Annotated in this window: 22 protein-coding genes; 17 read left to right on the plus strand and 5 right to left on the minus strand. The window is 62.0% G+C overall.

The annotated features are described in order from the left end of the window. The first annotated feature begins 97 nt into the window (after window positions 1-97). From coaD to ACI48I_RS19780, 5 genes are all read left to right on the plus strand, one after another. Window positions 98-595 carry a pantetheine-phosphate adenylyltransferase gene (gene coaD, locus ACI48I_RS19760; protein WP_193687810.1) on the plus strand — a complete coding sequence of 166 codons (498 nt, stop codon included), beginning with the start codon at window positions 98-100 and terminating at the stop codon, window positions 593-595. Between the two features lie 28 nt (window positions 596-623). Continuing rightward, on the plus strand, window positions 624-884 hold the full coding sequence (locus ACI48I_RS19765; protein ID WP_498575178.1) for a YfhL family 4Fe-4S dicluster ferredoxin: 261 nt from the start codon (window positions 624-626) through the stop codon (window positions 882-884). Between the two features lie 66 nt (window positions 885-950). Further along, window positions 951-1505 (plus strand): DUF1003 domain-containing protein, encoded by a 555-nt coding sequence (locus ACI48I_RS19770; RefSeq protein WP_498575179.1) that lies wholly within the window; start codon window positions 951-953, stop codon window positions 1503-1505. Window positions 1506-1637: 132 nt separating this feature from the next. After that, on the plus strand, window positions 1638-3257 hold the full coding sequence (locus tag ACI48I_RS19775; protein ID WP_193687813.1) for a methyl-accepting chemotaxis protein: 1620 nt from the start codon (window positions 1638-1640) through the stop codon (window positions 3255-3257). A gap of 24 nt (window positions 3258-3281) precedes the next feature. Further along, on the plus strand, window positions 3282-3866 hold the full coding sequence (locus ACI48I_RS19780) for a chalcone isomerase family protein (protein WP_193687814.1): 585 nt from the start codon (window positions 3282-3284) through the stop codon (window positions 3864-3866). Window positions 3867-3941: 75 nt separating this feature from the next. Here ACI48I_RS19780 and ACI48I_RS19785 read toward each other — a convergent pair whose 3' ends face one another. Beyond that, complete coding sequence (locus ACI48I_RS19785; RefSeq protein ID WP_193687815.1) at window positions 3942-4145, minus strand: hypothetical protein; 204 nt, start codon at window positions 4143-4145, stop codon at window positions 3942-3944. 167 nt (window positions 4146-4312) lie between these two features. Here ACI48I_RS19785 and ACI48I_RS19790 point away from each other — a divergent pair, with 167 nt between their 5' ends. After that, on the plus strand, window positions 4313-5269 hold the full coding sequence (locus tag ACI48I_RS19790) for a LysR family transcriptional regulator (protein ID WP_498575180.1): 957 nt from the start codon (window positions 4313-4315) through the stop codon (window positions 5267-5269). A gap of 33 nt (window positions 5270-5302) precedes the next feature. On the opposite strand, the gene ACI48I_RS19795 is transcribed toward ACI48I_RS19790, so the two are convergent. Beyond that, on the minus strand, window positions 5303-5758 hold the full coding sequence (locus tag ACI48I_RS19795) for an Lrp/AsnC ligand binding domain-containing protein (protein ID WP_056340766.1): 456 nt from the start codon (window positions 5756-5758) through the stop codon (window positions 5303-5305). A gap of 204 nt (window positions 5759-5962) precedes the next feature. Between ACI48I_RS19795 and putA the strand changes: the two genes are divergently transcribed. Beyond that, the gene (gene putA / locus ACI48I_RS19800; protein ID WP_498575324.1) at window positions 5963-9610 is read left to right on the plus strand and encodes a trifunctional transcriptional regulator/proline dehydrogenase/L-glutamate gamma-semialdehyde dehydrogenase; all 3648 of its coding nucleotides are present in this window, start codon (window positions 5963-5965) and stop codon (window positions 9608-9610) included. Window positions 9611-9643: 33 nt separating this feature from the next. Further along, window positions 9644-10759 (plus strand): alanine dehydrogenase, encoded by a 1116-nt coding sequence (ald, locus tag ACI48I_RS19805; protein ID WP_193687817.1) that lies wholly within the window; start codon window positions 9644-9646, stop codon window positions 10757-10759. Here the strand turns inward: ald and ACI48I_RS19810 are convergent. Then, window positions 10729-11529, minus strand: a complete 801-nt coding sequence (locus tag ACI48I_RS19810) for a 5'-methylthioadenosine/adenosylhomocysteine nucleosidase (protein ID WP_193687818.1) — start codon at window positions 11527-11529, stop codon at window positions 10729-10731. The two genes, ald and ACI48I_RS19810, sit on opposite strands and share 31 nt — an antisense overlap. 1126 nt (window positions 11530-12655) lie before the next feature. Beyond that, complete coding sequence (locus tag ACI48I_RS19815) at window positions 12656-12934, minus strand: hypothetical protein (protein WP_193687819.1); 279 nt, start codon at window positions 12932-12934, stop codon at window positions 12656-12658. Between ACI48I_RS19815 and ACI48I_RS19820 the strand changes: the two genes are divergently transcribed. The 8 genes from ACI48I_RS19820 (at window position 12933) to ACI48I_RS19855 (ending at window position 21527) form a co-directional block, all read left to right on the plus strand. After that, window positions 12933-13964 (plus strand): NAD(P)H-dependent flavin oxidoreductase, encoded by a 1032-nt coding sequence (locus ACI48I_RS19820; protein WP_498575181.1) that lies wholly within the window; start codon window positions 12933-12935, stop codon window positions 13962-13964. The genes ACI48I_RS19815 and ACI48I_RS19820 overlap by 2 nt on opposite strands. A 13-nt stretch (window positions 13965-13977) precedes the next feature. Further along, window positions 13978-15606 (plus strand): GMC family oxidoreductase, encoded by a 1629-nt coding sequence (locus tag ACI48I_RS19825; RefSeq protein WP_498575182.1) that lies wholly within the window; start codon window positions 13978-13980, stop codon window positions 15604-15606. Between the two features lie 197 nt (window positions 15607-15803). Continuing rightward, the gene (locus ACI48I_RS19830) at window positions 15804-16577 is read left to right on the plus strand and encodes an ABC transporter ATP-binding protein (RefSeq protein WP_498575183.1); all 774 of its coding nucleotides are present in this window, start codon (window positions 15804-15806) and stop codon (window positions 16575-16577) included. Then, entirely contained in the window at window positions 16574-17281 is a 708-nt protein-coding gene (locus ACI48I_RS19835; RefSeq protein ID WP_193687823.1) for an ABC transporter ATP-binding protein, read from the plus strand. The genes ACI48I_RS19830 and ACI48I_RS19835 overlap by 4 nt, the downstream gene beginning before the upstream one ends. A 47-nt stretch (window positions 17282-17328) precedes the next feature. After that, window positions 17329-18534: an ABC transporter substrate-binding protein gene (locus ACI48I_RS19840; protein WP_193687824.1), complete on the plus strand. Its 1206-nt coding sequence runs from the start codon at window positions 17329-17331 to the stop codon at window positions 18532-18534. A gap of 203 nt (window positions 18535-18737) precedes the next feature. Beyond that, complete coding sequence (locus ACI48I_RS19845; RefSeq protein WP_498575184.1) at window positions 18738-19622, plus strand: branched-chain amino acid ABC transporter permease; 885 nt, start codon at window positions 18738-18740, stop codon at window positions 19620-19622. Between the two features lie 3 nt (window positions 19623-19625). Next, window positions 19626-20648 (plus strand): branched-chain amino acid ABC transporter permease, encoded by a 1023-nt coding sequence (locus ACI48I_RS19850; protein WP_193687826.1) that lies wholly within the window; start codon window positions 19626-19628, stop codon window positions 20646-20648. Window positions 20649-20669: 21 nt separating this feature from the next. After that, window positions 20670-21527 carry an alpha/beta fold hydrolase gene (locus tag ACI48I_RS19855; RefSeq protein WP_498575185.1) on the plus strand — a complete coding sequence of 286 codons (858 nt, stop codon included), beginning with the start codon at window positions 20670-20672 and terminating at the stop codon, window positions 21525-21527. 2 nt (window positions 21528-21529) lie between these two features. Here ACI48I_RS19855 and ACI48I_RS19860 read toward each other — a convergent pair whose 3' ends face one another. Then, window positions 21530-22687 (minus strand): iron-containing alcohol dehydrogenase, encoded by a 1158-nt coding sequence (locus ACI48I_RS19860; RefSeq protein ID WP_498575186.1) that lies wholly within the window; start codon window positions 22685-22687, stop codon window positions 21530-21532. A gap of 115 nt (window positions 22688-22802) precedes the next feature. Here ACI48I_RS19860 and ACI48I_RS19865 point away from each other — a divergent pair, with 115 nt between their 5' ends. Continuing rightward, window positions 22803-23573: a sulfite exporter TauE/SafE family protein gene (locus ACI48I_RS19865; protein WP_498575187.1), complete on the plus strand. Its 771-nt coding sequence runs from the start codon at window positions 22803-22805 to the stop codon at window positions 23571-23573. The last annotated feature ends 137 nt before the right edge of the window (window positions 23574-23710 follow it).

A 23710-nucleotide genomic window follows, 5' to 3' on the forward strand; every position in this document is an offset into this window, starting at 1 on the left:
TCATTTTCCGGGCAAGGAAGGCGCCATACTGGGGCAGCTGCCGGATTTTCAGGCATAATGCGCGTTCCAACACAGGTCTTTCTTCATGGGAGCGACAATGGTAGTAGCCGTTTATCCAGGTACCTTCGATCCGCTCACCCGCGGCCATGAGGATCTGGTCCGCCGTGCATCGGGCCTCTTCGACACGCTCGTCGTCGGTGTCGCCGACAGCAAGAACAAGAAGCCGTTCTTCTCGCTCGAGGAGCGCCTGGAGATCGCGAACGAGGTGCTGGGCCATTACCCGAACGTGAAGGTCGAGAGTTTTTCCGGCTTACTTAAAGATTTCGTGCGCCAGCATGATGCGCGCGTGATCGTGCGCGGCCTGCGCGCCGTGTCCGACTTCGAGTACGAGTTCCAGATGGCCGGCATGAACCGCTACCTGCTGCCCGACGTCGAGACCCTGTTCCTGACCCCGTCCGACCAGTACCAGTTCATTTCGGGCACCATCGTGCGCGAAATCGCGATGCTCGGCGGCGACGTGTCCAAATTCGTCTTCCCTTCGGTAGATCGCTGGCTGCAAAAGAAGATCGCATCCATGACCGCGCCGAAAGCCTGACCAGGCATTCCTCTTTAGAAGCAGCATCATGGCCTTACTGATTACCGACGAATGCATCAATTGCGACGTGTGCGAGCCCGAGTGCCCGAACGACGCCATTTCGATGGGCGAAGAGATCTACGAGATCGACCCGCACAAGTGCACGGAATGCGTCGGCCACTTCGACGAACCGCAGTGCCAGGCACTCTGTCCGGTCGCCTGCATCCCGTTCAACCCGGCCTGGCGCGAAACGCGCGAAGAACTCATGGCCAAGTACGAACGCCTGACGGCCGCCAAGCACACCGGCTGATGCCGGACGCCGGCAGCCGCCGCGTACGCGCGTCGCCCGCTGTGGACAGCATGCTATGCTCGTTCCATGGGCGAACACGACGACGACCTCACATCGCGGCTGCCACAGTCGGTTAACGAAAACCTCGACACCATCGCCGAGTATTACGCTCGCCACGAAGAAAAGGTAACGCGGGCCCAGGCCTTCGTCGAGAAAATGAGCGTGTTTCTCGGCAGTCCCGGTTATGTCGCCACCAGCGTGGGCGTGATCGTCGTCTGGATCGCCTGGAACCTGGGCGCATTCGAGCTCCACCTGCAACCCTTCGATCCGCCGCCGTTTTCCTTCCTGCAGGGTTTTATCACCCTGAACGCCTTCATCATTTCCACGACGGTGCTGATTCGTCAGAACCGCATGTCGAAGCTGGCCGAGCGCAACGCCCACCTCGATTTACAGATCAGCCTGCTGTCCGAAGAAAAGATCAGCAAGATCATTGCCATGCTCGAAGAGATCCGGCGCGATTCGCCTACGCTCCCCGACAAGGTCGACGAAGAAGCCGACGAACTGGCCGAGTCGGCCGACACGAGTACCGTACTGGAAGCGATCGAACGCGACCAGGAACAGGACGAAGCCCGTCCTTCCTAAAACTTTCCCGTTGTATTGTGCCGTTGCAGCATTGAAATAGTCATTTTGTCTTGATTTACATCAAGATTTAGGTGCTATATTGACATTGCTGTTTTAGCACGATCAGACTTTTTCGACGAGACGGGGAGTTCGGTGAACATCAATAACTTGCGCATCGGCCAGCGCCTGGCGATCGGCTTCGGGGTCGTCATTTCCTTGCTGGTGTTATTGGCGGGCCTGTCGTACACGCGCCTGGCCAGCCTGGATCATGAAATGAGCGCACTGATCCACCTGCGCTATGCGAATACCGTCAGCGCCAACGCCATCAAAGCCGACGTCAACGAAGCCACGCGCGGTATGCTCAGCGTCTTGGTGATGAGCGATCCGGCACAGATCCGCAAGGAACTCGAGAGCGCCGCCGGGAAAAGCGCGAATGCCAGCGCCGCCGTCGCCGCCCTGGCCGGCACCACCAGCGAAGCAGAAGGCGCGCGCATCCTGGCCACCCTGAGCGCGATCCAGGCCAAATTCCTGCCGGGCGAGCAAGCATTTGCGAAACTGGTACTGGACGACCGCAAGGACGAAGCGATGGCGAAATTCATGTACGTCCTGCGGCCCCAGCAAACCCAGTATTTCGAACAGCTCGACCGTTTTATTGCTTACCAGAACGCCGCGATGACGGCCGCCGCCGACGCCGCTGCCGCCGTCACCCGCCGCACCCAGCTGCTGGTACTGATCCTGGCCGTGGCCGCCGCCGCCATCTCGCTGGGCGTGGCCTGGCTGTCCACGCGCAGTATCGTGCGACCGTTGCGCCACGTGGTCAAGGTTGCGCGCCGCGTCGCCGATGGCGACCTGACCAGCGAGATCCGGGTCGAGACGCGCGACGAAACCGGGCAGATGATGGGCGCCCTGCGCCACATGAACGACAGCCTGCAGCGCATCGTCGCCGACGTGCGCGTCAGCACCGAAGCGATGGCGGCCAGCTCGAGCCAGATCGCCAGCGGCAACATCGACCTCTCGGTGCGCACCGAACAGCAGGCTGCTTCGCTCGGCCACACGGCCGACGCGATGCGCGAACTGACCGACACCGTCCAGCAGAATGCCGACAACGCGCGCCAGGCGAACGCCCTCGCGGCCCAGGCCTCGACCGTGGCCGCGCGCGGCGGCGCGGTGGTCGAGCAGGTGGTCGACACCATGGGCTCGATCACGAAGTCCTCGCAGCGCATCGTCGACATCATCGGCGTCATCGATTCGATTGCCTTCCAGACAAATATCCTGGCCCTGAATGCGGCGGTCGAGGCGGCGCGCGCGGGCGAGCAGGGACGCGGCTTCGCAGTCGTCGCTTCGGAAGTACGCAGCCTGGCCCAGCGCTCGGCGGCCGCCGCCAGGGAAATCAAGCTGCTGATCGGCGATTCCAGCGACAAGGTCAAGGAGGGCAGCCTGCTGGTCGAGCAGGCCGGCGCGACCATGCGCGAGGTCGTCGACAGCGTGCGCCGCGTCACCGACATCATGGCCGAGATCACGGCCGCCAGCGTCGAGCAGAGCGCGGGCATCGCCCAGGTCAGCCGGAACGTGGTCGACATGGACCAGGGCACCCAGGAAAACGCGGCCCTGGTCGAGGAAGCGGCCGCCGCCGCGGCCTCGATGCAGGAGCAGGCGGCGCAGCTGGCCCGCGCCGTCAGCATTTTTAAGTTGACGGCGCCGGCTGAACTACCTGCGCTGGGCGCAGCAAGCACGCCGCGCCGCCTGCCGGCGCCAGCCGCAGCAAACGAATAACAAGTATGACCAACAGGAGACTGCATGACCCTTATCAAGACCACTATCCTTGCCTGCGCCGCCCTGACACTTGCCTGCAGCGCCCAGGCCGCCATCGACGTCAACGGCATCAAGTTCGAGGATCTCGCTAAAGTCGGCGGCAAGGAGCTGAAACTGAACGGCGCCGGCATGCGCACCAAGCTCGTCATCAAGGTCTATGCGGCCGGGCTGTATCTGCCGGAAAAGAAAACGGCTGTGGCCGACATCTTGAAAATGGACGGTCCGCGCCGCGTGACCCTGGTGATGGCGCGCGACATCGCTTCGGAAGACCTCGGCAAAGCCTTCATGGACGGCATCAACGAAAACCTGGACAAGGCGGAGAAGGCGAAGATCGTCAACCAGATCTTAAAATTCGGCGAAATGTTCGCTGCGGTCGACGACATCAAAAAGGGCGATGTCCTGCACATGGACTGGATCCCGGGCACGGGTACGGTCTGCGAGCTGAACGGCAAACGTATCGGCGACACGGTGTCGGATGTGAATTTCTATAATGCCGTGCTGCGCATCTGGCTGGGAGACAAACCGGTCGACCGTTCGCTGAAACCGGCATTGCTGGGCGACGCGCGCTAAAGCAGCGTCGATGAAATAAAAACGCGGCGCCGGGTAACCGGAGGCCGCGTTTTTTTATTGGGCAGGGTGTTTATTTCAAGCGCCGACGCCGGCGGAAGGCTGACGGCGTGGGGTGCGCGGGCGAACGGTCAGCACCAGGGCACGCAGCAGGCCGGAAAGCAGGGGACGGAAAAACATCAGCAGGCTGGCCAGCAAAGACAGCACCAATGCGGCGCGCACGAGTTCGGCAACCGGCAGCATCGGCAGAGACAAGTGAGTAAGAGCGTCGACAAACGGCATGGATTGGCTTTATTTTTAACTACAAGATGTTGTTTTTAAGAACTATACTGCATTGCAACATATAAATCTAATTCCGTTTACTGATGTGCCTTATATTGATTGTGAATGAAATCGGGTACACTTTGACGCAGACCAATAGCAACCCGATAGACGCCAACGAGACCGCCATGAGCTTCCTGACCCTGGATCTGAACCTGCTGCGCGTGTTCGACGCAGTCATGACCGAACAAAATTTAACGCGCGCTGCCGGCCATCTCGCCATGACGCAGCCGGCGGTATCGAACGCGATCAAACGCCTGCGCGAGAGCCTGGGCGACGAACTCCTGATCCGCACCGCCTATGGCGTGAAACCGACGCCGCGCGCGGAAGCGCTGTGGCCATCCGTGCGCGCGGCCCTGGCCTCGCTGGAAGCGGCGGTGATGCCGGAAACCTTCGACGTCTCGAAAGCGCAAGCGACCTTCAGGATGGCAATGGCCGACGCCACCGCCGCCTATTGGTTGCCGTCGCTCATGCGTTCGATCGAAAGCGAGGCGCCGGGGGTGAACATCCGCATGGTGCCGCTGACGACGCGCGAACCGCGTCCGATGCTGCTGCGCGGCGATATCGACCTCGCCGTCGGCTTTTTCCCGGGCGTGGCGGCGCAGCTGTCGTATGAGACCGGGTCGCCGATTCGCCACGAGCGCCTGTATTCCGGCCAATATGTGTGCGTGATGCGCAAGAACCACCCGCTCGCCGGCAACAAGCTCGACCTCGACACCTATTGCAAGGCGAACCATTTACTCGTGAGTTTCTCCGGCCGCGCGCACGGCCTGGTCGACGAAGCGCTGGCGCAAATCGGCCGCGAGCGCCGCATTTTACTGACCGTGAACCAGTTTTTTACCGCGGGACGGGTGGTGGCGAATTCGGATTTGATTACCGTGCTGCCGAAGCACCTGATGGTCTCGACCGGCATGACGGAATCGCTGGTCTGGCGCGAACTGCCGTTCGCCCTGCCGGCCGTGCACCTGGACATGCTCTGGCACGAACGCGACGGCCGCAGCCCGGCGCACCGCTGGTTGCGGAATAACCTGGAATCGACGGCGGCGCAGGCGACGGCGCCGAAGGGCGAGCGCGTCGCCGCCTGATCGAGGGCGGCAAGCTTGACTGAAGCGACGAAGTCAGCGGATCGGCAGCTTCGTCGTATTTTTCACTTCTTCCATCACCGCATAGGTGTGCGTCTCGCGCACGCCCTTCTGCAACAAGGTTTTTCCCAGGAATTCGCGGTAGGCCGCCATGTCCTTGACGCGCGCTTTCACGAGATAGTCGAAGCCGCCGGCCACCATATGGCATTCCAGCACTTCCGGGATCAGCTGCACGCTCTGTTTAAACGCATCGAACACTTCCGGCGTGGTGCGGTCGAGCACAACTTCAATAAAAACCAGCAGTGACACATCCAGCAGTTGCGGATTCAACTGGGCCGTGTATCCCATGATGTAGCCGGACTCGTGCAGTTTGCGCACGCGCTCGAGGCAGGCTGCCGGCGACAGGTTCACCCGGGTGGCGAGCTCGACATTGCTGATGCGGCCGTCGTTCTGCAACTCGGCGAGAATTTTTTTCGATATCTTGTCCAGCATGCCGTCTCTCCTGGGCGTAAATATTATTTGGTCGAATTCTCGCACCAAAAACTATCTATTGCTAGTGCCCCGTAAAAACAGAATTAATCCAGAAGAAATCCTTCTACAATCAAACGATTGAAGCACGTACCAAAACGCGCCGGCTGCCCCTGCAGACTGGCGCGTTTTGCTGTGCGCCCCTTGACCTACCCTGATAAGACCACCATGCAGATCGCCGCCAATTCGGCCACCACCTTCGTTCCGTTCGACGCGTTTCAGGCCGAAATCAAGCCGGACCAATCTCCCTTGCGTGCCGCCATCACGGCCGCCTACCGGCGCGACGAAAACGAAGCCGTCAACTGGCTGCTGGCGCAAGGCGCGCGGCCGAGTGCGGACGCGAAACCGCTGGCGCACCGACTGGTCTCCGCCGTGCGCGCCAAACGCACGCGCGCTTCCGGCGTCGATGCCCTGATGCACGAATTCTCGCTATCGTCGGAAGAGGGCGTTGCCCTGATGTGCCTGGCCGAAGCGCTACTGCGTATTCCCGACAGCGCCACCGCCGACCGCCTGATCGCCGATAAAATCAGCCGCGGCGACTGGCGCAGCCACCTGGGCGAATCGCCCTCCCTGTTCGTGAACGCCGCGACCTGGGGCCTGCTCATTACCGGCAAGCTGGTCTCGAGCAACAGCGAACGCGGCCTCGGTTCGGCCATGACGCGCTTGATCGCCAAGGGCGGCGAACCGCTGATCCGCAAGGGCGTCGACCTCGCCATGCGTATGCTCGGCAACCAGTTCGTAACCGGCCAGACGATCGACGAAGCCCTCAAAAACAGCCAGCCCAACGAGGCACGCGGTTATCAATACTCGTACGACATGCTGGGCGAAGCGGCGCTGACGGAAGCAGACGCGCAAAGCTATTACGCCTCGTATGAAAAGGCGATCCATGCGATCGGCAAGGCCTCGAATGGGCGCGGCATCAAGGACGGTCCCGGCATTTCCATTAAACTGTCGGCCCTGCACCCGCGCTACAGCCGCGCCCAGCATGCGCGCGTGATGAGCGAACTGCTGCCGCGCGTGCGCAGCCTGGTCTTGCTCGCGAAGGGCTACGACATCGGCATCAATATCGATGCGGAAGAAGCGGACCGCCTCGAGATCTCGCTCGACATGCTGGAAGCCCTCGCTTTCGACGCCGAGCTGGCCGGTTTCGAAGGCATCGGCCTGGTGGTGCAGGGTTATCAAAAACGCTGCCCCTTCGTGATCGACTACGTGATCGATCTGGCGAAACGCAGTGGCCGCAAGTTCATGGTGCGTTTAGTAAAGGGGGCGTATTGGGATGCCGAGATCAAGCGCGCGCAAGTGGACGGCATGCCGGGCTATCCGGTGTACACGAGAAAGGTGTACACGGACGTGTCCTATTTGACTTGCGCTCGTAAACTGCTGGGCGCAACAGACCTGATCTACGCCCAGTTCGCGACCCACAATGCCCATACCTTGTCCGTGATCTACACCTGGGCCAAGGAAAGCGGCGTCGAGAACTATGAATTCCAGTGCCTGCACGGCATGGGAGAAACCCTGTACGACCAGGTCGTCGGCAAGGAAAATTTGAATAAGACCTGCCGCATCTATGCGCCGGTCGGTTCGCACGAAACCCTGCTCGCCTACCTCGTGCGCCGCCTGCTGGAAAATGGCGCGAATTCTTCGTTCGTGAACCAGATCGTCGACGAAAAGGTCGCGATCGAAACCCTGTTAAACGATCCGTTCGAGGTGGCGCGCGCCAGCGGCGGCCTGCCGCACACGGGCATTGCCCTGCCGCGCGCGCTGTTCGGCGGCGAACGTCACAATTCGGCCGGCATCGACCTGACGAATGAGGATGCGTTGCGCGTCCTCGGTACCGAACTGTCGCGCCAGCGTGTTTATGAAGCGGCGCCGCTGATCGCCGGCAAGGTCGACGGGGCGGACACGCTGCCGGTGCGCAACCCGGCCCAAAACGCCGACCTCGTCGGCCAAGTGCAGGAAGCCTCGACAAGCGACGTCGAAACGGCGCTGGCCGCCGCTACCGCTTTTACGAGCGAGTGGAACAGCAGCGCCAACCGCGAGCGCGCGGCAATGCTCGACCGCGTGGCCGACTTGTTCGAAGCCAATTGCGCCGAGCTGATGGCCCTGGCCGTGCGCGAAGCGGGCAAATCGCTGCCGAATGCGATCGCCGAAATCCGCGAAGCCGTCGACTTTTTGCGCTATTACGGTGCCCAGATCAAGGACGCGCCGGCTGCCGAGGCCCTGGGCCCGGTCACCTGCATCAGCCCCTGGAACTTCCCGCTTGCGATTTTCACGGGCCAGGTCGCCGCGGCGCTGGCCGCCGGCAACGTCGTGCTGGCGAAACCGGCGGAACAGACGCCCCTGATCGCGCACCGCGCCGTCGAACTGTTTTACCAAGCAGGCATCCCGCGCGCCGCGCTGCAATTGCTGCCGGGCCGCGGCGAAGTCGTCGGCGCCGCCCTCACGGCGGATCCGCGTATAAAAGGCGTGATTTTTACGGGGTCGACCGAAGTCGCCCAGCTGATCAACCGCACGCTGGCCAAACGCGGAGAGAACGAGGGCATCGACATCCCGCTGGTGGCGGAAACCGGCGGCCAGAACGCCTTGATCGTCGACTCTTCGGCCCTGCCCGAGCAGGTCGTGCAGGACGTGCTGAGCTCGGCTTTCGATTCCGCCGGCCAGCGCTGCTCGGCGCTGCGCGTCCTGTTCCTGCAGGAAGACATTGCCGACAAGACGATCCGGATGCTGAAAGGTGCCTTGCAGGAGTTGCGCGTCGGTAGCCCGGACCGCCTGGCGACCGACATCGGTCCGGTGATCGACCAGGAGGCCCAGCGCAACCTGCTGGCCCACATCGAACGCACCAAAGCCACTGCGAAACAGCATTTCGCGCTCGACTTGCCGGCCTCCGTTACTTCGCAAGGCACCTTCGTGCCGCCGACCGTGCTGGAAATCGGTTCGCTGGCGGAACTGAAGCATGAAGTCTTCGGTCCGGTGCTGCACATCGTGCGTTACCGCCGCGCCGACCTGAATCAGGTCGTCGATGCGATCAATGCCACCGGGTACGGCCTGACCCTGGGCGTGCACTCGCGCATCGACGAGACCATCGATTTCATCACGGGCCGCGCCCACGTCGGCAATATCTACGTTAACCGGAACATCGTCGGCGCCGTCGTCGGCGTGCAGCCCTTCGGTGGCGAGGGCAAATCCGGCACCGGCCCGAAGGCGGGCGGTCCGCTCTACATCAAGCGCCTGCAGCGCCAGGCGGCGCCCTTGCCGACGCACGGCAGCGCGGCGTATGCGGCCCTCGCGGCGCTGCAAGTCTGGGCGCGTGCCAATGGCCATGAGGACATCGTCGCCCTGGCTGACGGCTATGCGCGCAGCCAGCTGAACGGCACCACGATCGCCTTGCCGGGCCCGACCGGAGAGAAAAACAGCTTGTCCTTCCATGCGCGGGGCGTCGTCCTGTGTGCGGCGCGCTCCACGAAGGGCATGCTGAACCAGCTGGCCGCCACCATGGCGACGGGCAATCGCGCCTTCGTGCTGGCGGGCAACCAGGTTGCGATGCCGGAAGAACTGCCGCCGGAAGTCAAGGATCGCATCCGTTTTATTGGCGCGGCGGAAGTGGACAACTGTGCATTCGAGATCGCGCTGGTCGAAAGCGGTCTGCAGGGCAGCCTGCGCTCGCAGCTGGCGGCACGTCCGGGCGCGATCGTCGGCATCGTCGATACCGATGCAGTATCTGCCGTTCCCGTGTGGCGCATGGTGGCGGAACGCGCACTGTGCGTCAACACGACTGCGGCTGGCGGCAACGCAAGCCTCATGACCCTGGGGCTGTAATCATGTAGTGAGCTTTTTCAACTGGAGGAAGACATGTTAGTTGGCGTTCCAAAAGAGATCAAAAACCACGAGTACCGGGTCGGCCTGACCCCGCCTTCCGTGCACGAGCTGGTCGCACGGGGGCATCAAGTGATTGTCCAGAAGAACGCCGGCACCGAGATCGGCCTCCTTGACGAGCAATATGTGGCGGCCGGCGCCACCATCGTCGACACGGCCCAGGAGATCTTTGCCCGGGCCGAGATGATCGTCAAGGTCAAGGAACCGCAACCGGGCGAATGCGCGATGCTGCGCGAAGGGCAGATCCTGTACACCTATCTGCACCTGGCGCCGGATCCCGAACAGACAGCGGCCCTGGTGCGATCGAAGGCGGTCTGCATTGCCTACGAGACGATCACCGGTCCCGGCGGCGGCTTGCCGCTGCTGGCGCCGATGAGTGAAGTGGCGGGGCGGATGTCGATCCAGGCCGGCGCGGCCCATCTGGAAAAATCGAAGGGCGGCATGGGCCTGCTGCTGGGCGGCGTACCGGGCGTGGCGCCGGGTCACATCGTGATCATCGGCGCCGGCGTGGTCGGCACCAATGCGCTGCAGATGGCGGTCGGCACCGGTGCCCGCGTTACCGTGCTTGACAAAAACATCGAGCGCCTGCGCCAGCTGGACCTGGTGTACGGCAACCGCATCGCCACCGTGTATTCGACGGGGCACGCGATCGAGGAAGCGGTGCTGGCGGCCGATCTCGTCATCGGCGGTGTGCTGGTACCGGGTGCGGCCGCGCCAAAGCTGGTCACGCGCAGCATGATTTCAAAAATGAAAAAGGGGGCAGTCGTGGTCGATGTGGCGATCGACCAGGGCGGCTGCTTCGAGACCTCGCATGCGACGACCCACGCCGACCCGACTTTCGTCGTCGACGGTGTAATCCACTACTGCGTGGCGAACATGCCGGGCGCCGTGGCCCGTACCTCGACTTTCGCACTGAACAACGCGACGATCGGCCATGCGCTGGCGCTGGCCAGTAAAGGCTGGCGCCGCGCCTTGCTGGACGACGCCCACCTGCGCCAGGGTTTAAATGTCTGCCAGGGCAAGGTCACCTATGAAGCCGTGGCCAAGACCCTGGGCTACGATTACGTGCCCGCCGATTCCCTGCTGGCCTGATCGCTTATTTTCACATCCTGCGCCTGCAGGCAAAAGCGCCTGACGATGTAACAGGCATATACCGCGGCCACCGATTTTACGAAACGTAAAAAATCGGTGGCCGCGTTTTCATTGGCGTTGTCCGAAATCGTCCGGATCACGGCGCAAGGCACGTCAAGCTCATGGCAGACCTGGGCCACTGCCGCCCCTTCCATTTCCACCGCCACCAGCCCGGGTAAAGCGGCATTCAAGCCGTTGATGTGCTCGCGGTCATCAATAAACTGGTCGCCGCTGGCGATCAGGCCGCGGTGAATCCTCGGCCGGGTCAGCCTGAACACCGCTTTTTCATCCGCTGCGATCGCTTCCATGAAATCTTCGTCGAGGAAAGAGGAGGCGGCGTCAAACAGGCGCGAGGCCAGCTGGTGGTCGGCGGGGAAATGCGTCAAGCCGAGCAAGGGGACTTCGAAGCGTGGAAACAGGGGACTGGCATCCATGTCGTGCTGGACCAGCGATTCGGCCACCACGATGTCGCCCACGTTCACCGTTTTGTCGCCGCTACCAGCCACACCCGTAAACAGGATGTGGGTAACTCCGAACTTCTCCACAAGCGTGGTGGTCGTCACTGCGGCGGCAACCTTGCCTATACGCGACAGAACGCACACAGCGTCGATTTCCCACAGCTGTCCGACCCAGTACTCGCGTTGACCATGGATGAGCTTGTAGGGGCTCTGCATGGCTTCCACGAGCCCCTGCTGTTCTTCGGACAGCGCGCTGATGATCCCGAGACGCATTTTTTGACGGTTTTCCAAGCTGGTGAAAGTGAAAAAAGGCGTTTTTCAGCCGTGGTTCAGGGTAAACACCGCTTGTCCACGCTGTTCGCGCTTTTCTCTGTTTACAGTAATAAAGGTATGTATACAGATTGGTAGTGATAGTAAACGCCTGTTTTTCTGTGGATAAGACGGGTTTACTCCACAAGATCAGCAGTTTAGGTCGACCTAAACGAGCTGGACAAGGATTGTATCGAGCCTGCACCGATGTTGGAAAAAAAACGTCGGCTTGTCAGTAAACGGTGTTCTGCACATCGGGTCCTGTGGATATGCAAGGGCTTGTCCACAGCCGGGATAGCTTTCACCGCGCTTTTAGCCTGGATACGGTCTGGACAGGGATACGGCCAACCGGTTTTGAGGAAAACGGGGTCCTCATGATCCTTGACGCGATCGTTTTCGCCATCGCCATCGGCATGTTGCTTTCTGCCAAACCATTGAGCAGCCGAACAGCGGCAGCTTGGCGTTCAGTCCGGAACGCATGCGAACCGATTTTTTTTCCAAGCGCTTGTAAGTCGAAGTCTTGTCTTCAGAGAAACCGGTCGCGTTTTTTTTCCTGCCAAACCTTTCAGTTGTCGATAGCAGATGGCTCGTCTCCTGGCCAGGAGCCGACGCGAGCCGGTTTTCACACACGCTTCGCTTCATCTATTTAATTAAATAAGGATGTATACAAATTGGTAGTAGTAGTAAACGAGGCGGTTTACTGTGGATAAGCCGGCTTTTCTCCACAGTCTCAAGGGTTTACGCGCGTTTCGATGTCCTGAACAAGCCCTGTATCGCGCTTGCACCGAAGGTGTACAGATTTTGCGGCGTGCGGATTCGCACTGCTTCTGCACATTCGCTCCTGTGGATATACATGGGTTTGTCCACAGCCGCCTGGCCATGCAGGAAGGGGTTTCCTCGAGTGCAGGGACTGGCAGGCAGGAGAGGCGGGTCAAGGCAGGGGCGGTTTCGTAAAACTTGTCGTGCCAGGATGGATCTGATGCAAGGGGCCAACAGTTCGGGCAGGGAACAAAAAAAATTTTTTGCGAACCCGCGGCCTGCGCGTTCTCAGGTTTACAACCAAAATAGGTATACAAGGATAGTAGTAGTGTTAACAACTGGCGTTTTCTGTGGATAAGCCGGTTAACGGATGAGAAATCATCGGTTTACGCGCGGTATAAGCCTGTGATGGCGGCTGTATCGTTGCGGTGACAAATCTGGACAAGATTTTGGCGTCCACAAAAAAACGGGTTTCTGCACAATCCGTTCCTGTGGATATCAAGAAGCTTATCCACAGATGCGCCTCTGGCTTTACGGTGACGATCTGGTAAGCTTGCCTTGGTGAATTGAAAACCGCATTGAAAACCCACTCGACAATGGAGGCGGACATGGGAATCGACGACTTGTTCCAGATACCGGTCATCCAGGGCCCGATGGCGGGCGGCGCTTGCACGCCGGAGCTGGTGGCCGCCGTGTCGAATGCCGGCGCGCTCGGCGCCTTGCCCTGCTCGCTGCTGTCTCCGGCGACGATCGAGGAGCAGGTGGCGCGCATCCGCACACTCACCAGCCGCCCCTTCATGCTGAATTTCTTCGTGCAGGGCAAACCGGCCCCGAGCGAAGAAGAAGTCGGCAAGGCCGTCGAACTGCTCCGCCCGGTCTGGGAAAGCCTGGGCTGGAACACGCTGCCGCTGCCAACCAAATGGTGCGAGGATTTCGAGGCCCAGTTCGAGTGCTTGTTGACATTACGTCCGCCGGCCGTCAGTTTCACTTTCGGCATCCTGGAAGCCGTCCAGGTCGAGCGCCTGCATGGGGCCGGCATCCGCGTGATCGGCACCGTGACCACGGTCGAGGAAGCGCTGGCCTGGCAAGCGATCGGCGCCGATGCGGTGGTCGCGTCCGGAATCGAGGCAGGCGGACACCGCGGCACGTTTTTGGGACCCCAGCAAGATGCGACCTTGCCGGCGGCCGAACTCTGGCCGGCCGTCGTCGCGGCCGTTCAGATCCCGGTGATTGCCGCCGGCGGCATCATGACGGGAACGGACATCAAGCGGGCCCTTCAACTGGGCGCGCGCGCCGTGCAGATGGGCACTGCCTTCCTCGTGACCGACGAAGCCGCGCTGCATCCTGCCTACAAGGCGCGCCTGCTCTCCGGCGAAGGGACGACAAAGCTGACGCGCAGTTTTTCGGGGCGCTACGCACGCGGCATCGAGAACGGCTTCATGCGGCAGATGGCAAGTGTAGAGCCGCTCGTTCCCCCGTATCCGATCCAGAATGCGCTGACCGGCAGCATTCGCGCCGCGGCAGCCAAAAGCGGCGACACGGAACTCATGTCGATGTGGTGCGGCACCGAATTTGCCCGGGCGCGGCCCATGCCGGCTCGTCAATTGATCGAATTGCTGGCATCCGAATTGCAGTCCTGAGGAGACGACAAGCGTGGAATCGGCTGGAGAATACGACTACATCATCGTTGGGGCCGGTACCGCGGGCTGCGTCCTGGCGAATCGCCTGACCCAGGACAAGCAGATCGAGGTCCTGCTGATCGAAGCGGGGGCACGCGACGACTATTTGTGGATCCACATTCCCGTCGGCTACCTCCACTGCATCGGCAATCCACGCACCGACTGGCTGTTCAATACCGAACCGGATCCCGGCCTGAATGGCCGCGCACTGATCTACCCGCGCGGTAAAGTGCTGGGCGGGAGCTCCTCGATCAACGGCATGATCTATATGCGCGGCCAACAGCAGGATTACGAGCGTTGGGCGGACAGTTGCGGCGACGATTCCTGGCGCTGGAATCACGTGCTGCCGCTGTTCAAAAAAAGCGAAGACCATCATCGGGGCGCCAGCGACGTCCACGGCGCCGGCGGAGAATGGCGTGTTGAAAAACAGCGGCTGTCCTGGAAAATCCTGGACGCGTTTCGCGATGCCGCAGCCGAGGTCGGCATCGAAAAGGTCGACGATTTCAATACCGGCGACAATGCCGGCAGCTCCTATTTCGAGGTCAACCAGCGCCGCGGCATCCGCCTGAATACCGCGAAGGCCTTTCTGAAACCGGCGGCCCAGCGGCCGAATCTGACCATCATGACGGGCTGCCACGTCGAGCGCCTGCTGCTGGAGACGACGGACGCCGGACCTGTCTGCCGCGGCGTGCAATTTAGCGGCGGCGGCAAAGCGCACACGGCAAAGGCGCGCCGCGAAACGCTGCTGGCGGCCGGCGCGATCGGCTCGCCCCACATCCTGCAACTGTCCGGCATCGGCGACGGCGCCCACCTGCAGCGCCATGGCGTCACACCCCTCGTCGAGCTGCCCGGCGTGGGCGAAAATTTGCAGGACCACCTGCAACTGCGCATGGTCTATAAAGTGCAGGGCGTAAAAACCCTGAATACCAGCGCTGCCTCCTGGTTCGGGAAGATGAAGATCGGCCTCGAATACGCTTTTTTACGCAGCGGACCGATGTCGATGGCGCCGTCGCAGCTGGGCGCCTTTGCGAAATCGCACCCGCAGCAGGCGACGCCGAACCTGCAATACCACGTGCAGCCGCTGTCGCTCGAAAAATTCGGCGACCCGCTGCACGGTTTCCCGGCATTTACGGCAAGCGTCTGCAACCTGCGCCCGACCGCGCGTGGGCACGTGCGCCTGGCCACGCACGACAGCTACGCGCCGCCGAAAATCACGCCGAATTACCTCAGTACCGTGGAAGACCGGCAGACGGCGGCGGCGGCGCTGGCGCTGACGCGCCGGATCGTCGCTTCTCCTTCCCTGGCACGCTACCAGCCCGAGGAATTCAAGCCGGGCATTCACTACCGCACCGAGGAAGAGCTGGCCGAAGCCGCCGGCCTGATCGGCACCACGATTTTTCATCCCGTCGGCACCTGCAAGATGGGCAAGGCCGACGATCCGGACGCCGTGGTCGACAGCCAGCTGCGGGTGCGCGGGGTAGGGGGCCTGCGCGTGGTCGATGCCTCGATCATGCCGTTTATCACCTCGGGGAACACGAATTCACCGACCCTCATGATTGCCGAGAAAGCGGCCAGCATGATCAAGGCCGCACACCCACGCTAGTCACCTGTTCATTTATGCACAACGGGTCTGCGCTGGCAGCCCAGTTGTGCGCTGCTGCACAGGTTCCCCTTGTATTGTATAAAGAACTGATCTGTGTAATATTTGCCAAGATCCTATTCGGATAGGCGCGCCAGCAGCGCGCCGGACTCAGCCGGACAGGATCAGAGTTCCCGACGCATCCACGCACTGGAGACACGATGGCAGACGTCATTCTTGAAACAAAGAACTTGACCAAAGAGTTCACGGGTTTTACTGCAGTCAATGATGTCGACCTGCGCGTTCAGCGCGGCCACATCCACGCCTTGATCGGCCCGAACGGCGCCGGCAAGACCACCTGTTTTAATTTGCTGACCAAATTCCTGGTGCCGACCTCGGGCCAGATCCTCTTCAATGGGCGCGACATCACGCGCGACAAGCCGGCGCAGATCGCACGCCAGGGCATTATTCGGTCCTTCCAGATTTCGGCCGTGTTCCCCCACCTGACGGTGCTGCAGAACGTGAGAATTGGGCTGCAGCGCGAGCTGGGCACCAGTTTCCACTTCTGGCGCAGCGAGGGGTCGCTGTCGTCGCTGGACGAGCGCGCCATGGCGCTGCTCGACGAAGTCGATTTGAGCAGCTTCGCCGACACCGTCACGGCGGACCTGCCCTACGGCCGCAAGCGCGCGCTCGAGATCGCGACGACCCTGGCGATGGAGCCGGAGCTGATGCTGCTCGACGAGCCGACCCAGGGCATGGGCCACGAGGACGTGCACCGCGTCACGGCCCTGATTAAAAAAGTGTCACAAGGACGCACGATTTTGATGGTCGAACACAATATGAACGTCGTTTCCGGCATCTGCGACCGCATTTCCGTCCTCCAGCGCGGCGCCATGCTGGCTGAAGGGACCTATGCCGAAGTCTCGAAAAATCCGCAAGTGATGCAGGCCTATATGGGCACCGCCGACGGCGAACTCGAAGCGGGGCATGCATGACCGCGGCCCTGGAAATCAGCGACCTGCAAGCCTGGTACGGCGAATCGCACATCCTGCACGGCATCAGCCTGTCGGTGGCGCCCGGCGAAGTCGTCACCTTGTTAGGTCGAAATGGCGCCGGCCGCACGACCACGCTGCGCGCGATCATGGGGCTGACGGGCCGCCGTACGGGCTCGATCCGCATCAACGGCGTCGAGGCGGTCGGTTTGCCGACCCACCGCATCGCCCACCTGGGTGTCGGTTATTGCCCGGAAGAGCGCGGCATTTTCTCCTCGCTGTCGACCGAAGAAAACCTGCTCTTGCCGCCTGCCTTGAAAGTGGGCGGGACGGCGATGTCGATCGACGAAATTTACGAGATGTTCCCGAATCTGAAAGAGCGCCGCCACAGCCAGGGCACGCGCCTGTCGGGCGGGGAGCAGCAGATGCTGGCGGTGGCGCGCATCCTGCGCACCGGCGCGCGCCTGCTGCTGCTCGACGAGATCTCCGAGGGCCTGGCGCCGGTCATCGTGCAGGGTCTGGCCCGCATGATCACCATGCTCAAGGCGAAGGGCTACACGATCATCATGGTCGAGCAGAACTTCCGCTTCGCCGCGCCCCTGGCGGACCGGTTCCACGTTGTCGAACATGGGCAAATTGTCGAGACCATCGAGGCGCGCGACCTCGAGGCGCGCATGCCTGTACTGACCGAGCTACTCGGCGTGTAGTAAAGCAATTCATAAGCAGTATCAACCACAAGAACGGAGACAAAACAATGAAACGTACCGCCCTCGCCCTCGCCGCCAGCGCCGCCTTCCTCGGCTTCATGGCACCTGCTTCAGCCCAGATCAGCGGCGACACCATCAAGATCGGCCTGCTCACCGACCTGTCCGGCGTCTATTCCGACGTCGACGGCAACGGTGGCGCCGAAGCCGTCCGCATGGCGATCGCCGATATGGGCGGCGCCGTGAACGGTAAAAAAATCGAATTCATGGTCGCCGACCACCAGAACAAACCGGACATCGCCGCCTCCAAGGCGCGCGAATGGTTCGACCAGCAAGGCGTCGACATGCTGATCGGCGGCACCAACTCCGGCGCCAACCTGGCCATGGCCAAGGTCGCAGGCGAGAAGAAGAAACTCTTCATTTCGATCGGCGCCGGCACCGCCCAGCTGACCAATGAGCAGTGCTCGCCCTACACTGTGCACTACGCCTACGACACCGTGGCGCTGGCACGCGGCACCGGCTCGGCCGTGATCAAACAGGGCGGCAAGAGCTGGTATTTCCTGACCGCCGACTATGCCTTCGGCCAGTCGCTGGAACGCGACACGACCGAGGTGCTGAAAGCCAATGGCGGCACCGTGCTGGGCAGCGTCAAGCATCCGCTGTCGGCCTCGGACTTCTCGTCCTTCCTGCTGCAGGCGCAATCGTCGAAGGCGCAGGTGCTGGGCCTGGCGAATGCCGGCGGCGACACGATCAATTCGATCAAGGCGGCCAAGGAATTCGGTCTGACCAAGAACATGAAGATCGCCGGCTTGCTGGTGTTCATCAACGACATCCACACCCTGGGCCTGGACGCAACCCAGGGCATGTACCTGACCGACGGCTGGTACTGGGACATGAACGCCGACACCCGCAACTGGTCGAAGCGCTATTTCGCCAAGATGAAGAAGGAACCGTCGATGCTGCAGGCGGCCGACTACTCGGCGACGATGAATTACCTGAACGCGGTGAAAAAGATCGGCACCGACGACTCGACCAAGGTCATGGCGCAGTTGAAGGCGACCAAGATCAACGACATGTTCACCAAGAACGGCGTCATTCGTGACGACGGCCGCATGGTGCACGACATGTACCTGATGCAGGTGAAGTCGAAGGCCGAGTCGAAGTACCCATGGGATTACTACAAGCTGGTCGCCACCATCCCGGGCGACCAGGCGTACACCAAGAAGTCGGAAACGAAGTGCGCCGCCTGGAAGTAATCTAAAGATAAAACGCCGCGGTAACGCAGGCGTGGTTTGAACGCGTGGGCGGGAAGACCCGCTCTCCGTAGGGTGGGCGGGTCCCGCCCACGCGTTTAACCACCGCCTGCACATCGCGCCGCACGTTTCGATGTTGTTTGTTCCCCTTGGCCGGTCCGGCCGCCCCGGCTGACCGCCATCCCGACTTTTTGCTTTGGGTACCTATGGAAATTTTTGGCGTCCCCCTCCAAGCCATGATGAGCCAGCTGCTGCTGGGCTTAGTGAATGGTTCTTTTTACGCGATGCTCTCGCTCGGCCTGGCCGTGATTTTCGGTCTGCTGAACGTCATCAATTTTTCCCACGGTGCGCTGTACATGATGGGGGCGTTCATCGCCTACATCGGCGTCACCTCGTACGGCCTGAATTACTGGATGATGCTGGTGCTGGCGCCCTTCGCCGTCGGCCTGTTCGGTATCGCCGTCGAAAAGACGATGCTGCGCTGGCTGTATAAACTCGATCATTTATATGGCCTGCTGCTGACCTTTGGCATCACTCTGCTGCTGGAGGGCGTGTTCCGCTCCTTCTTCGGCGTCTCGGGCCAGACCCTGGAGGTACCGGAAGCCCTGACCGGCGCGACCGACCTCGGCTTCATGATGCTGCCGAACTACCGCGCCTGGGTCGTCGTCTCCTCCCTCGTCGTCTGCCTCGGCACCTGGTTCGTGATCGAAAAAACGCGACTTGGCGCCTACCTGCGCGCCGGTACCGAAAACCCGAAACTGGTCGAGGCCTTCGGCATCAACGTGCCGCGCATGGTGACCTCGACCTATGGCTTCGGCGTCGCCCTGGCGGGCCTGGCCGGGGTGCTGGCCGCGCCCGTGATCAACGTCACGCCGCTGATGGGCTCGAACCTCATCATCGTCGTGTTCGCCGTCGTCGTGATCGGCGGCATGGGTTCCATCCTCGGTTCCATCATCACCGGCTTGCTGCTGGGCGTGATCGAGGGTTTAACACGGGTGTTCTATCCCGAAGGCTCCGAGGTCGTCGTATTCGTCGTCATGGTCATCGTGCTGCTGCTGCGCCCGGCCGGTCTATTCGGTAAGGAGAAATAAGCGATGAACAAGAAAATTTTCTATACGCTGGCCCTGGTCGCCGCGCTGGCGGCGCCTTTTGTCGGCTATCCCGTCTTCCTGATGAAGCTGCTGTGCTTCGCGCTGTTCGCCTGCGCTTTTAATCTTCTGATCGGTTTTACGGGACTGCTCTCCTTTGGCCACGCCGCCTTCTTCGGCAGCGCCGGCTACATGACCGGGTATCTGTTATCCACAGTTGGCCTGCCGACCGAACTCGGCATCCTGGCCGGCGTCGCCACCAGCGCCGTGCTCGGCCTCGTGATCGGCTCGCTGGCGATCCGCCGCCAGGGCATTTATTTTTCGATGATCACGCTCGCCCTGGCGCAGATGGTGTATTTTGCCGCCCTGCGCAGCCCGTTTACGCACGGCGAAGACGGCCTGCAGGGCGTGCCGCGCGGGAAGCTGCTCGGCGTGCTCGACCTGGGCAACGACTTGACCCTGTACTACGTGGTGCTGGCCATCTGCGTCGCCGGTTTTGCCCTGATCGTGCGCACCGTTCATTCCCCGTTCGGCCAGGTGCTGAAGGCGATCAAGGAAAACGAGCCCAGGGCCATTTCCCTTGGCTATGACGCGGACAAGTACAAGCTGCTCGCGTTCGTGCTCTCAGCGGCCCTTACAGGCCTTGCAGGGTCCACCAAAACCCTGGTGCTCGGCTTCGAGACCCTGACCGACGTCCACTGGACCATGTCGGGCCTGGTTGTCCTGATGACCCTGGTCGGCGGCATGGGCACGATGGTGGGCCCGATCATCGGCGCTTTTATTATTGTCGCGCTGGAAAACAAGCTGGGAGAGCTTGGCAATTTCCTGGCCAACAGCACCGGTATTTCCTGGTTCTCGTCCCTGGGGGAATCGGTCGGCATGGTCACCGGCCTGATCTTCATCGTCTGCGTGCTGCTGTTCCGCCGCGGTATCGTCGGAGAAATCGGCGCCCTGTTCGAGCGCATCGGCAAGAAGCGCCCGGCAGCGTCCACCCGCGTGGCAGCGGCTGCCGACCGCGAAGCAGCCTGATCGACACGCTGAGGAGGCAGCATGAAACAGGAGACCCTGGTCCTGACCGTGAATGGCTTGCGCATGCAGGTGCAGAGCGCAGGGGAGGGTCCCGCTGTCGTGCTGCTACACGGCTTTCCCGACACCCATATCGTGTGGCGCAAGCAGATCGCGCCGCTGATGGCGGCCGGTTACCGGGTGCTGGCGCCCGACCTGCGCGGTTATGGCGGCAGCGATGCACCACGTGAAGTTTCTGCCTACCGCTTGCAGCACATCGCCGCCGACGTGCTGGCCATGCTCGACCAGCTCGGCATTGCCCGGGCGCGCATGGTCGGGCACGACTGGGGCGCCGCGATCGGCTGGATGCTGTGCATGAGGGCGCCGGAGCGCATCGAGCAATATGTGGCGCTGTCGGTCGGCCATCCGCTTGCCTTCGCCAAGGCCGGCCCGATGCAAATGCTGCGCTCGAGCTACATGATGTGGTTCCTGGTACCGGGCCTGGCCGAGAAATCGCTGACGGCCGGCGATTTTTATCTGCTGAACCGGTTTACAAGGGACCGCGCCCAGGTCGGCCACTGGAAGAAGAATCTGCGGGAGCCGGGCCGCATGACGGCCGCCCTGAATTACTATCGCGCAAACGTGCCGCATGGGATAGCCATCGCCGCCAGAGCCGAGCCGGTGCGGGTGCCGGTGATGGGCGTCTGGAGCAGCGGCGACCAGGCGCTGGGCGAAACGCAAATGCGCGACTCGACTGCCTATGTGGCCGAGTATTTCCGGTATGAGCGCATCGAGGGTGCCGATCACTGGCTGCAGGTCACGGCCAGCGAGCAAGTAAATGCTTTACTGCTCGATTTCTTTGCCAACGGGCCGCATTCTGCGGCCCCTGCCACGTCCGCCTGATCCTATAAAGCGGCGGCGTAGATCGCGCGTGCGTCGGCACGCGTCAATTCTCTCGGATTGTTCCCCAGCAGGCGCGTCTGCAACATGGCGTCGTCCGCCAGCCGGTCCAGGTCGGCCTCCGCAATGCCTACATCCGCCAACCTGGTCTGGATCCCGGTGCGTAGCGCGATCTGTTGCATCGCAGCAATCAAGCCTTCGGTGCGTGCGGCGTGGCTGCCGCTGGCGCCCGGCACCACGATATCGGCCAGCTCGGCGTACAGGGGCGCCGCATGGGATGCATTAAAACGCAGCACATGCGGCAGGACGAGCGAATTCGACAGCCCGTGCGGCACATGGAAAATGCCGCCGATCGGGTAGGCGAGGGCGTGCACGGCGGCGACCGGCGCATTCGAGAAGGCCTGGCCGGCGAGGCAGGCGCCGAGCAGCATCGCCTGGCGCGCTTCCAGATTGCTGCCGGTTTCGACCGCCGTCATCAGGTTACTCGACAGCAGGCCGAGCGCCTGGCGCGCCAGGTTGTCGGACAATGGATTTTTCTTGTGCTTGCTCGTATAGGCCTCGATCGCATGCACCATCGCATCGATGCCGGTGGCGGCCGTCACCAGCGGCGGCAGGCCCAGCGTCAGCTCGGCATCGAGCAGGGCGAGGTCGGCATACAGCTGGGGAGCGACGACGCCCATCTTCGTCGTTTCTCCGGTGGTGACGATGGCGATATTGGTGACCTCGGAACCGGTGCCGGCCGTGGTCGGCACCTGGATCAATGGCAGCCGCTGACCCTTGACGTTGCCGATCCCGTAGATCTGGTGTAAAGGCTGGTCGCTGCCGGCCAGCACCGCCACCAGTTTCGCCACATCCATCGAGCTGCCGCCGCCGAAGCCGATGACGAGGTCGGTCTCGTGCTCGCGGGCAGAGGCTACCGCGGCGAGGACGATCTGTTCGGGCGGGTCGGCGACGACGTCGGAAAAAATGCGTACCGCGAGTCCCTGCGCTTCCAGGCTGGCGCGCGCGGGCTCGAGCAGGCCGGTGCGCAGGAAGCCGGCGTCGGTCACGATCAGGACGCGGCGGGCAGTGCTAAAACGTTCGGCGACGAGCTGGCCGAGGCGGGCGGCTGCGCCCGGTTCCGAAACGATGCTGGCGACGGTGTTGAAGGCGAAGGCGGTCATGGTCGATCCCGAGTCGTGGAGCAAATAGCTTACACCAGAAACGGAACGCCGAGCCGCCAGGGCGCTGCCGAGTTGCCGTACAATTTCGCCTCTTTTAAAAAGTCGAGAAGCAGTCATGATGGATTTTATGTGGCTCGGCGGCGCCGCCTTTCTTGCCGGGCTGGTGGATGCCGTCGTCGGCGGTGGCGGCCTGATCCAGGTACCCGCCATCTTTTCCTTCCTCCCGCGGGAAGCGCCGGCGACCCTGCTGGGCACGAACAAGCTGGCCAGTATTTGTGGCACGGGTGCGGCGGCGTTTAACTATTCGCGCCGCGTGCGCGTCGCCTGGAGCGCGGCAGCGCCGGCGGCGCTGGCCGCCTTTGCCTTGTCCTTTGTCGGCGCCTGGACCGTGACGCGGGTGCCGGGCGATTTCGTGCGCAGCCTGCTGCCCTTTATTTTGCTGGCGGTCGCGCTATATACCTTCCGCAAGAAGGACCTGGGGTCGGTGCACGCGCCGGTACACAGCGGCGCAGCGGAGCGCTGGTGGGCGGTCGGCATCGGCGCCGCCATCGGTTTCTATGACGGCTTCTTCGGCCCCGGCACGGGCAGCTTTTTGATTTTCCTGTTCGTGCGCTTTTTCGGTTTTGATTTCCTGAGCGCCTCGGCGGCGGCAAAGATCGTGAATGTCGCCTGCAACCTGTCGGCCCTGCTGTGGTTCGGCTACAGCGGTCATTTGCTGTGGCAGCTGGGACTGCTGATGGCGGTCTGCCAGATCGGCGGCTCGCTGGTCGGTACGCGGCTGGCGATCAAGCATGGCAGTGTCTTCGTCCGCAAATTGTTTCTGGTCGTGGTGTCGACCCTGATCGTCAAGACTGGCTTCGATGCCGTGGTACGTCTGGCCAGCTGAGTTGTTTCACGTGGAACAAAGCCGGGAAGCGCTCCGCGCCCCGGCTTTTTTTACGTCAGGCGCTTCAATTGTTCCACGTGAAACACAACTCGACCGCCACCTGACTGTGTTCCACGTGAAACAACATCCCCTGTGTT

This window comes from Massilia sp. LXY-5 (assembly GCF_059801075.1).

What these genes read in the sequence shown, in the direction of transcription:
- coaD (WP_193687810.1), top strand. Translation starts at nt 98, where the DNA reads ATGGTAGTAGCCGTTTATCCAGGTACCTTCGATCCGCTCACCCGCGGC.
- ACI48I_RS19765 (WP_498575178.1), top strand. Translation starts at nt 624, where the DNA reads ATGGCCTTACTGATTACCGACGAATGCATCAATTGCGACGTGTGCGAG.
- ACI48I_RS19770 (WP_498575179.1), top strand. Translation starts at nt 951, where the DNA reads ATGGGCGAACACGACGACGACCTCACATCGCGGCTGCCACAGTCGGTT.
- ACI48I_RS19780 (WP_193687814.1), top strand. Translation starts at nt 3,282, where the DNA reads ATGACCCTTATCAAGACCACTATCCTTGCCTGCGCCGCCCTGACACTT.
- ACI48I_RS19785 (WP_193687815.1), bottom strand. Translation starts at nt 4,145, where the DNA reads ATGCCGTTTGTCGACGCTCTTACTCACTTGTCTCTGCCGATGCTGCCG.
- ACI48I_RS19790 (WP_498575180.1), top strand. Translation starts at nt 4,313, where the DNA reads ATGAGCTTCCTGACCCTGGATCTGAACCTGCTGCGCGTGTTCGACGCA.
- ACI48I_RS19795 (WP_056340766.1), bottom strand. Translation starts at nt 5,758, where the DNA reads ATGCTGGACAAGATATCGAAAAAAATTCTCGCCGAGTTGCAGAACGAC.
- putA (WP_498575324.1), top strand. Translation starts at nt 5,963, where the DNA reads ATGCAGATCGCCGCCAATTCGGCCACCACCTTCGTTCCGTTCGACGCG.
- ald (WP_193687817.1), top strand. Translation starts at nt 9,644, where the DNA reads ATGTTAGTTGGCGTTCCAAAAGAGATCAAAAACCACGAGTACCGGGTC.
- ACI48I_RS19810 (WP_193687818.1), bottom strand. Translation starts at nt 11,529, where the DNA reads ATGCGTCTCGGGATCATCAGCGCGCTGTCCGAAGAACAGCAGGGGCTC.
- ACI48I_RS19820 (WP_498575181.1), top strand. Translation starts at nt 12,933, where the DNA reads ATGGGAATCGACGACTTGTTCCAGATACCGGTCATCCAGGGCCCGATG.
- ACI48I_RS19815 (WP_193687819.1), bottom strand. Translation starts at nt 12,934, where the DNA reads ATGTCCGCCTCCATTGTCGAGTGGGTTTTCAATGCGGTTTTCAATTCA.
- ACI48I_RS19830 (WP_498575183.1), top strand. Translation starts at nt 15,804, where the DNA reads ATGGCAGACGTCATTCTTGAAACAAAGAACTTGACCAAAGAGTTCACG.
- ACI48I_RS19835 (WP_193687823.1), top strand. Translation starts at nt 16,574, where the DNA reads ATGACCGCGGCCCTGGAAATCAGCGACCTGCAAGCCTGGTACGGCGAA.
- ACI48I_RS19840 (WP_193687824.1), top strand. Translation starts at nt 17,329, where the DNA reads ATGAAACGTACCGCCCTCGCCCTCGCCGCCAGCGCCGCCTTCCTCGGC.
- ACI48I_RS19845 (WP_498575184.1), top strand. Translation starts at nt 18,738, where the DNA reads ATGGAAATTTTTGGCGTCCCCCTCCAAGCCATGATGAGCCAGCTGCTG.
- ACI48I_RS19850 (WP_193687826.1), top strand. Translation starts at nt 19,626, where the DNA reads ATGAACAAGAAAATTTTCTATACGCTGGCCCTGGTCGCCGCGCTGGCG.
- ACI48I_RS19855 (WP_498575185.1), top strand. Translation starts at nt 20,670, where the DNA reads ATGAAACAGGAGACCCTGGTCCTGACCGTGAATGGCTTGCGCATGCAG.
- ACI48I_RS19860 (WP_498575186.1), bottom strand. Translation starts at nt 22,687, where the DNA reads ATGACCGCCTTCGCCTTCAACACCGTCGCCAGCATCGTTTCGGAACCG.
- ACI48I_RS19865 (WP_498575187.1), top strand. Translation starts at nt 22,803, where the DNA reads ATGATGGATTTTATGTGGCTCGGCGGCGCCGCCTTTCTTGCCGGGCTG.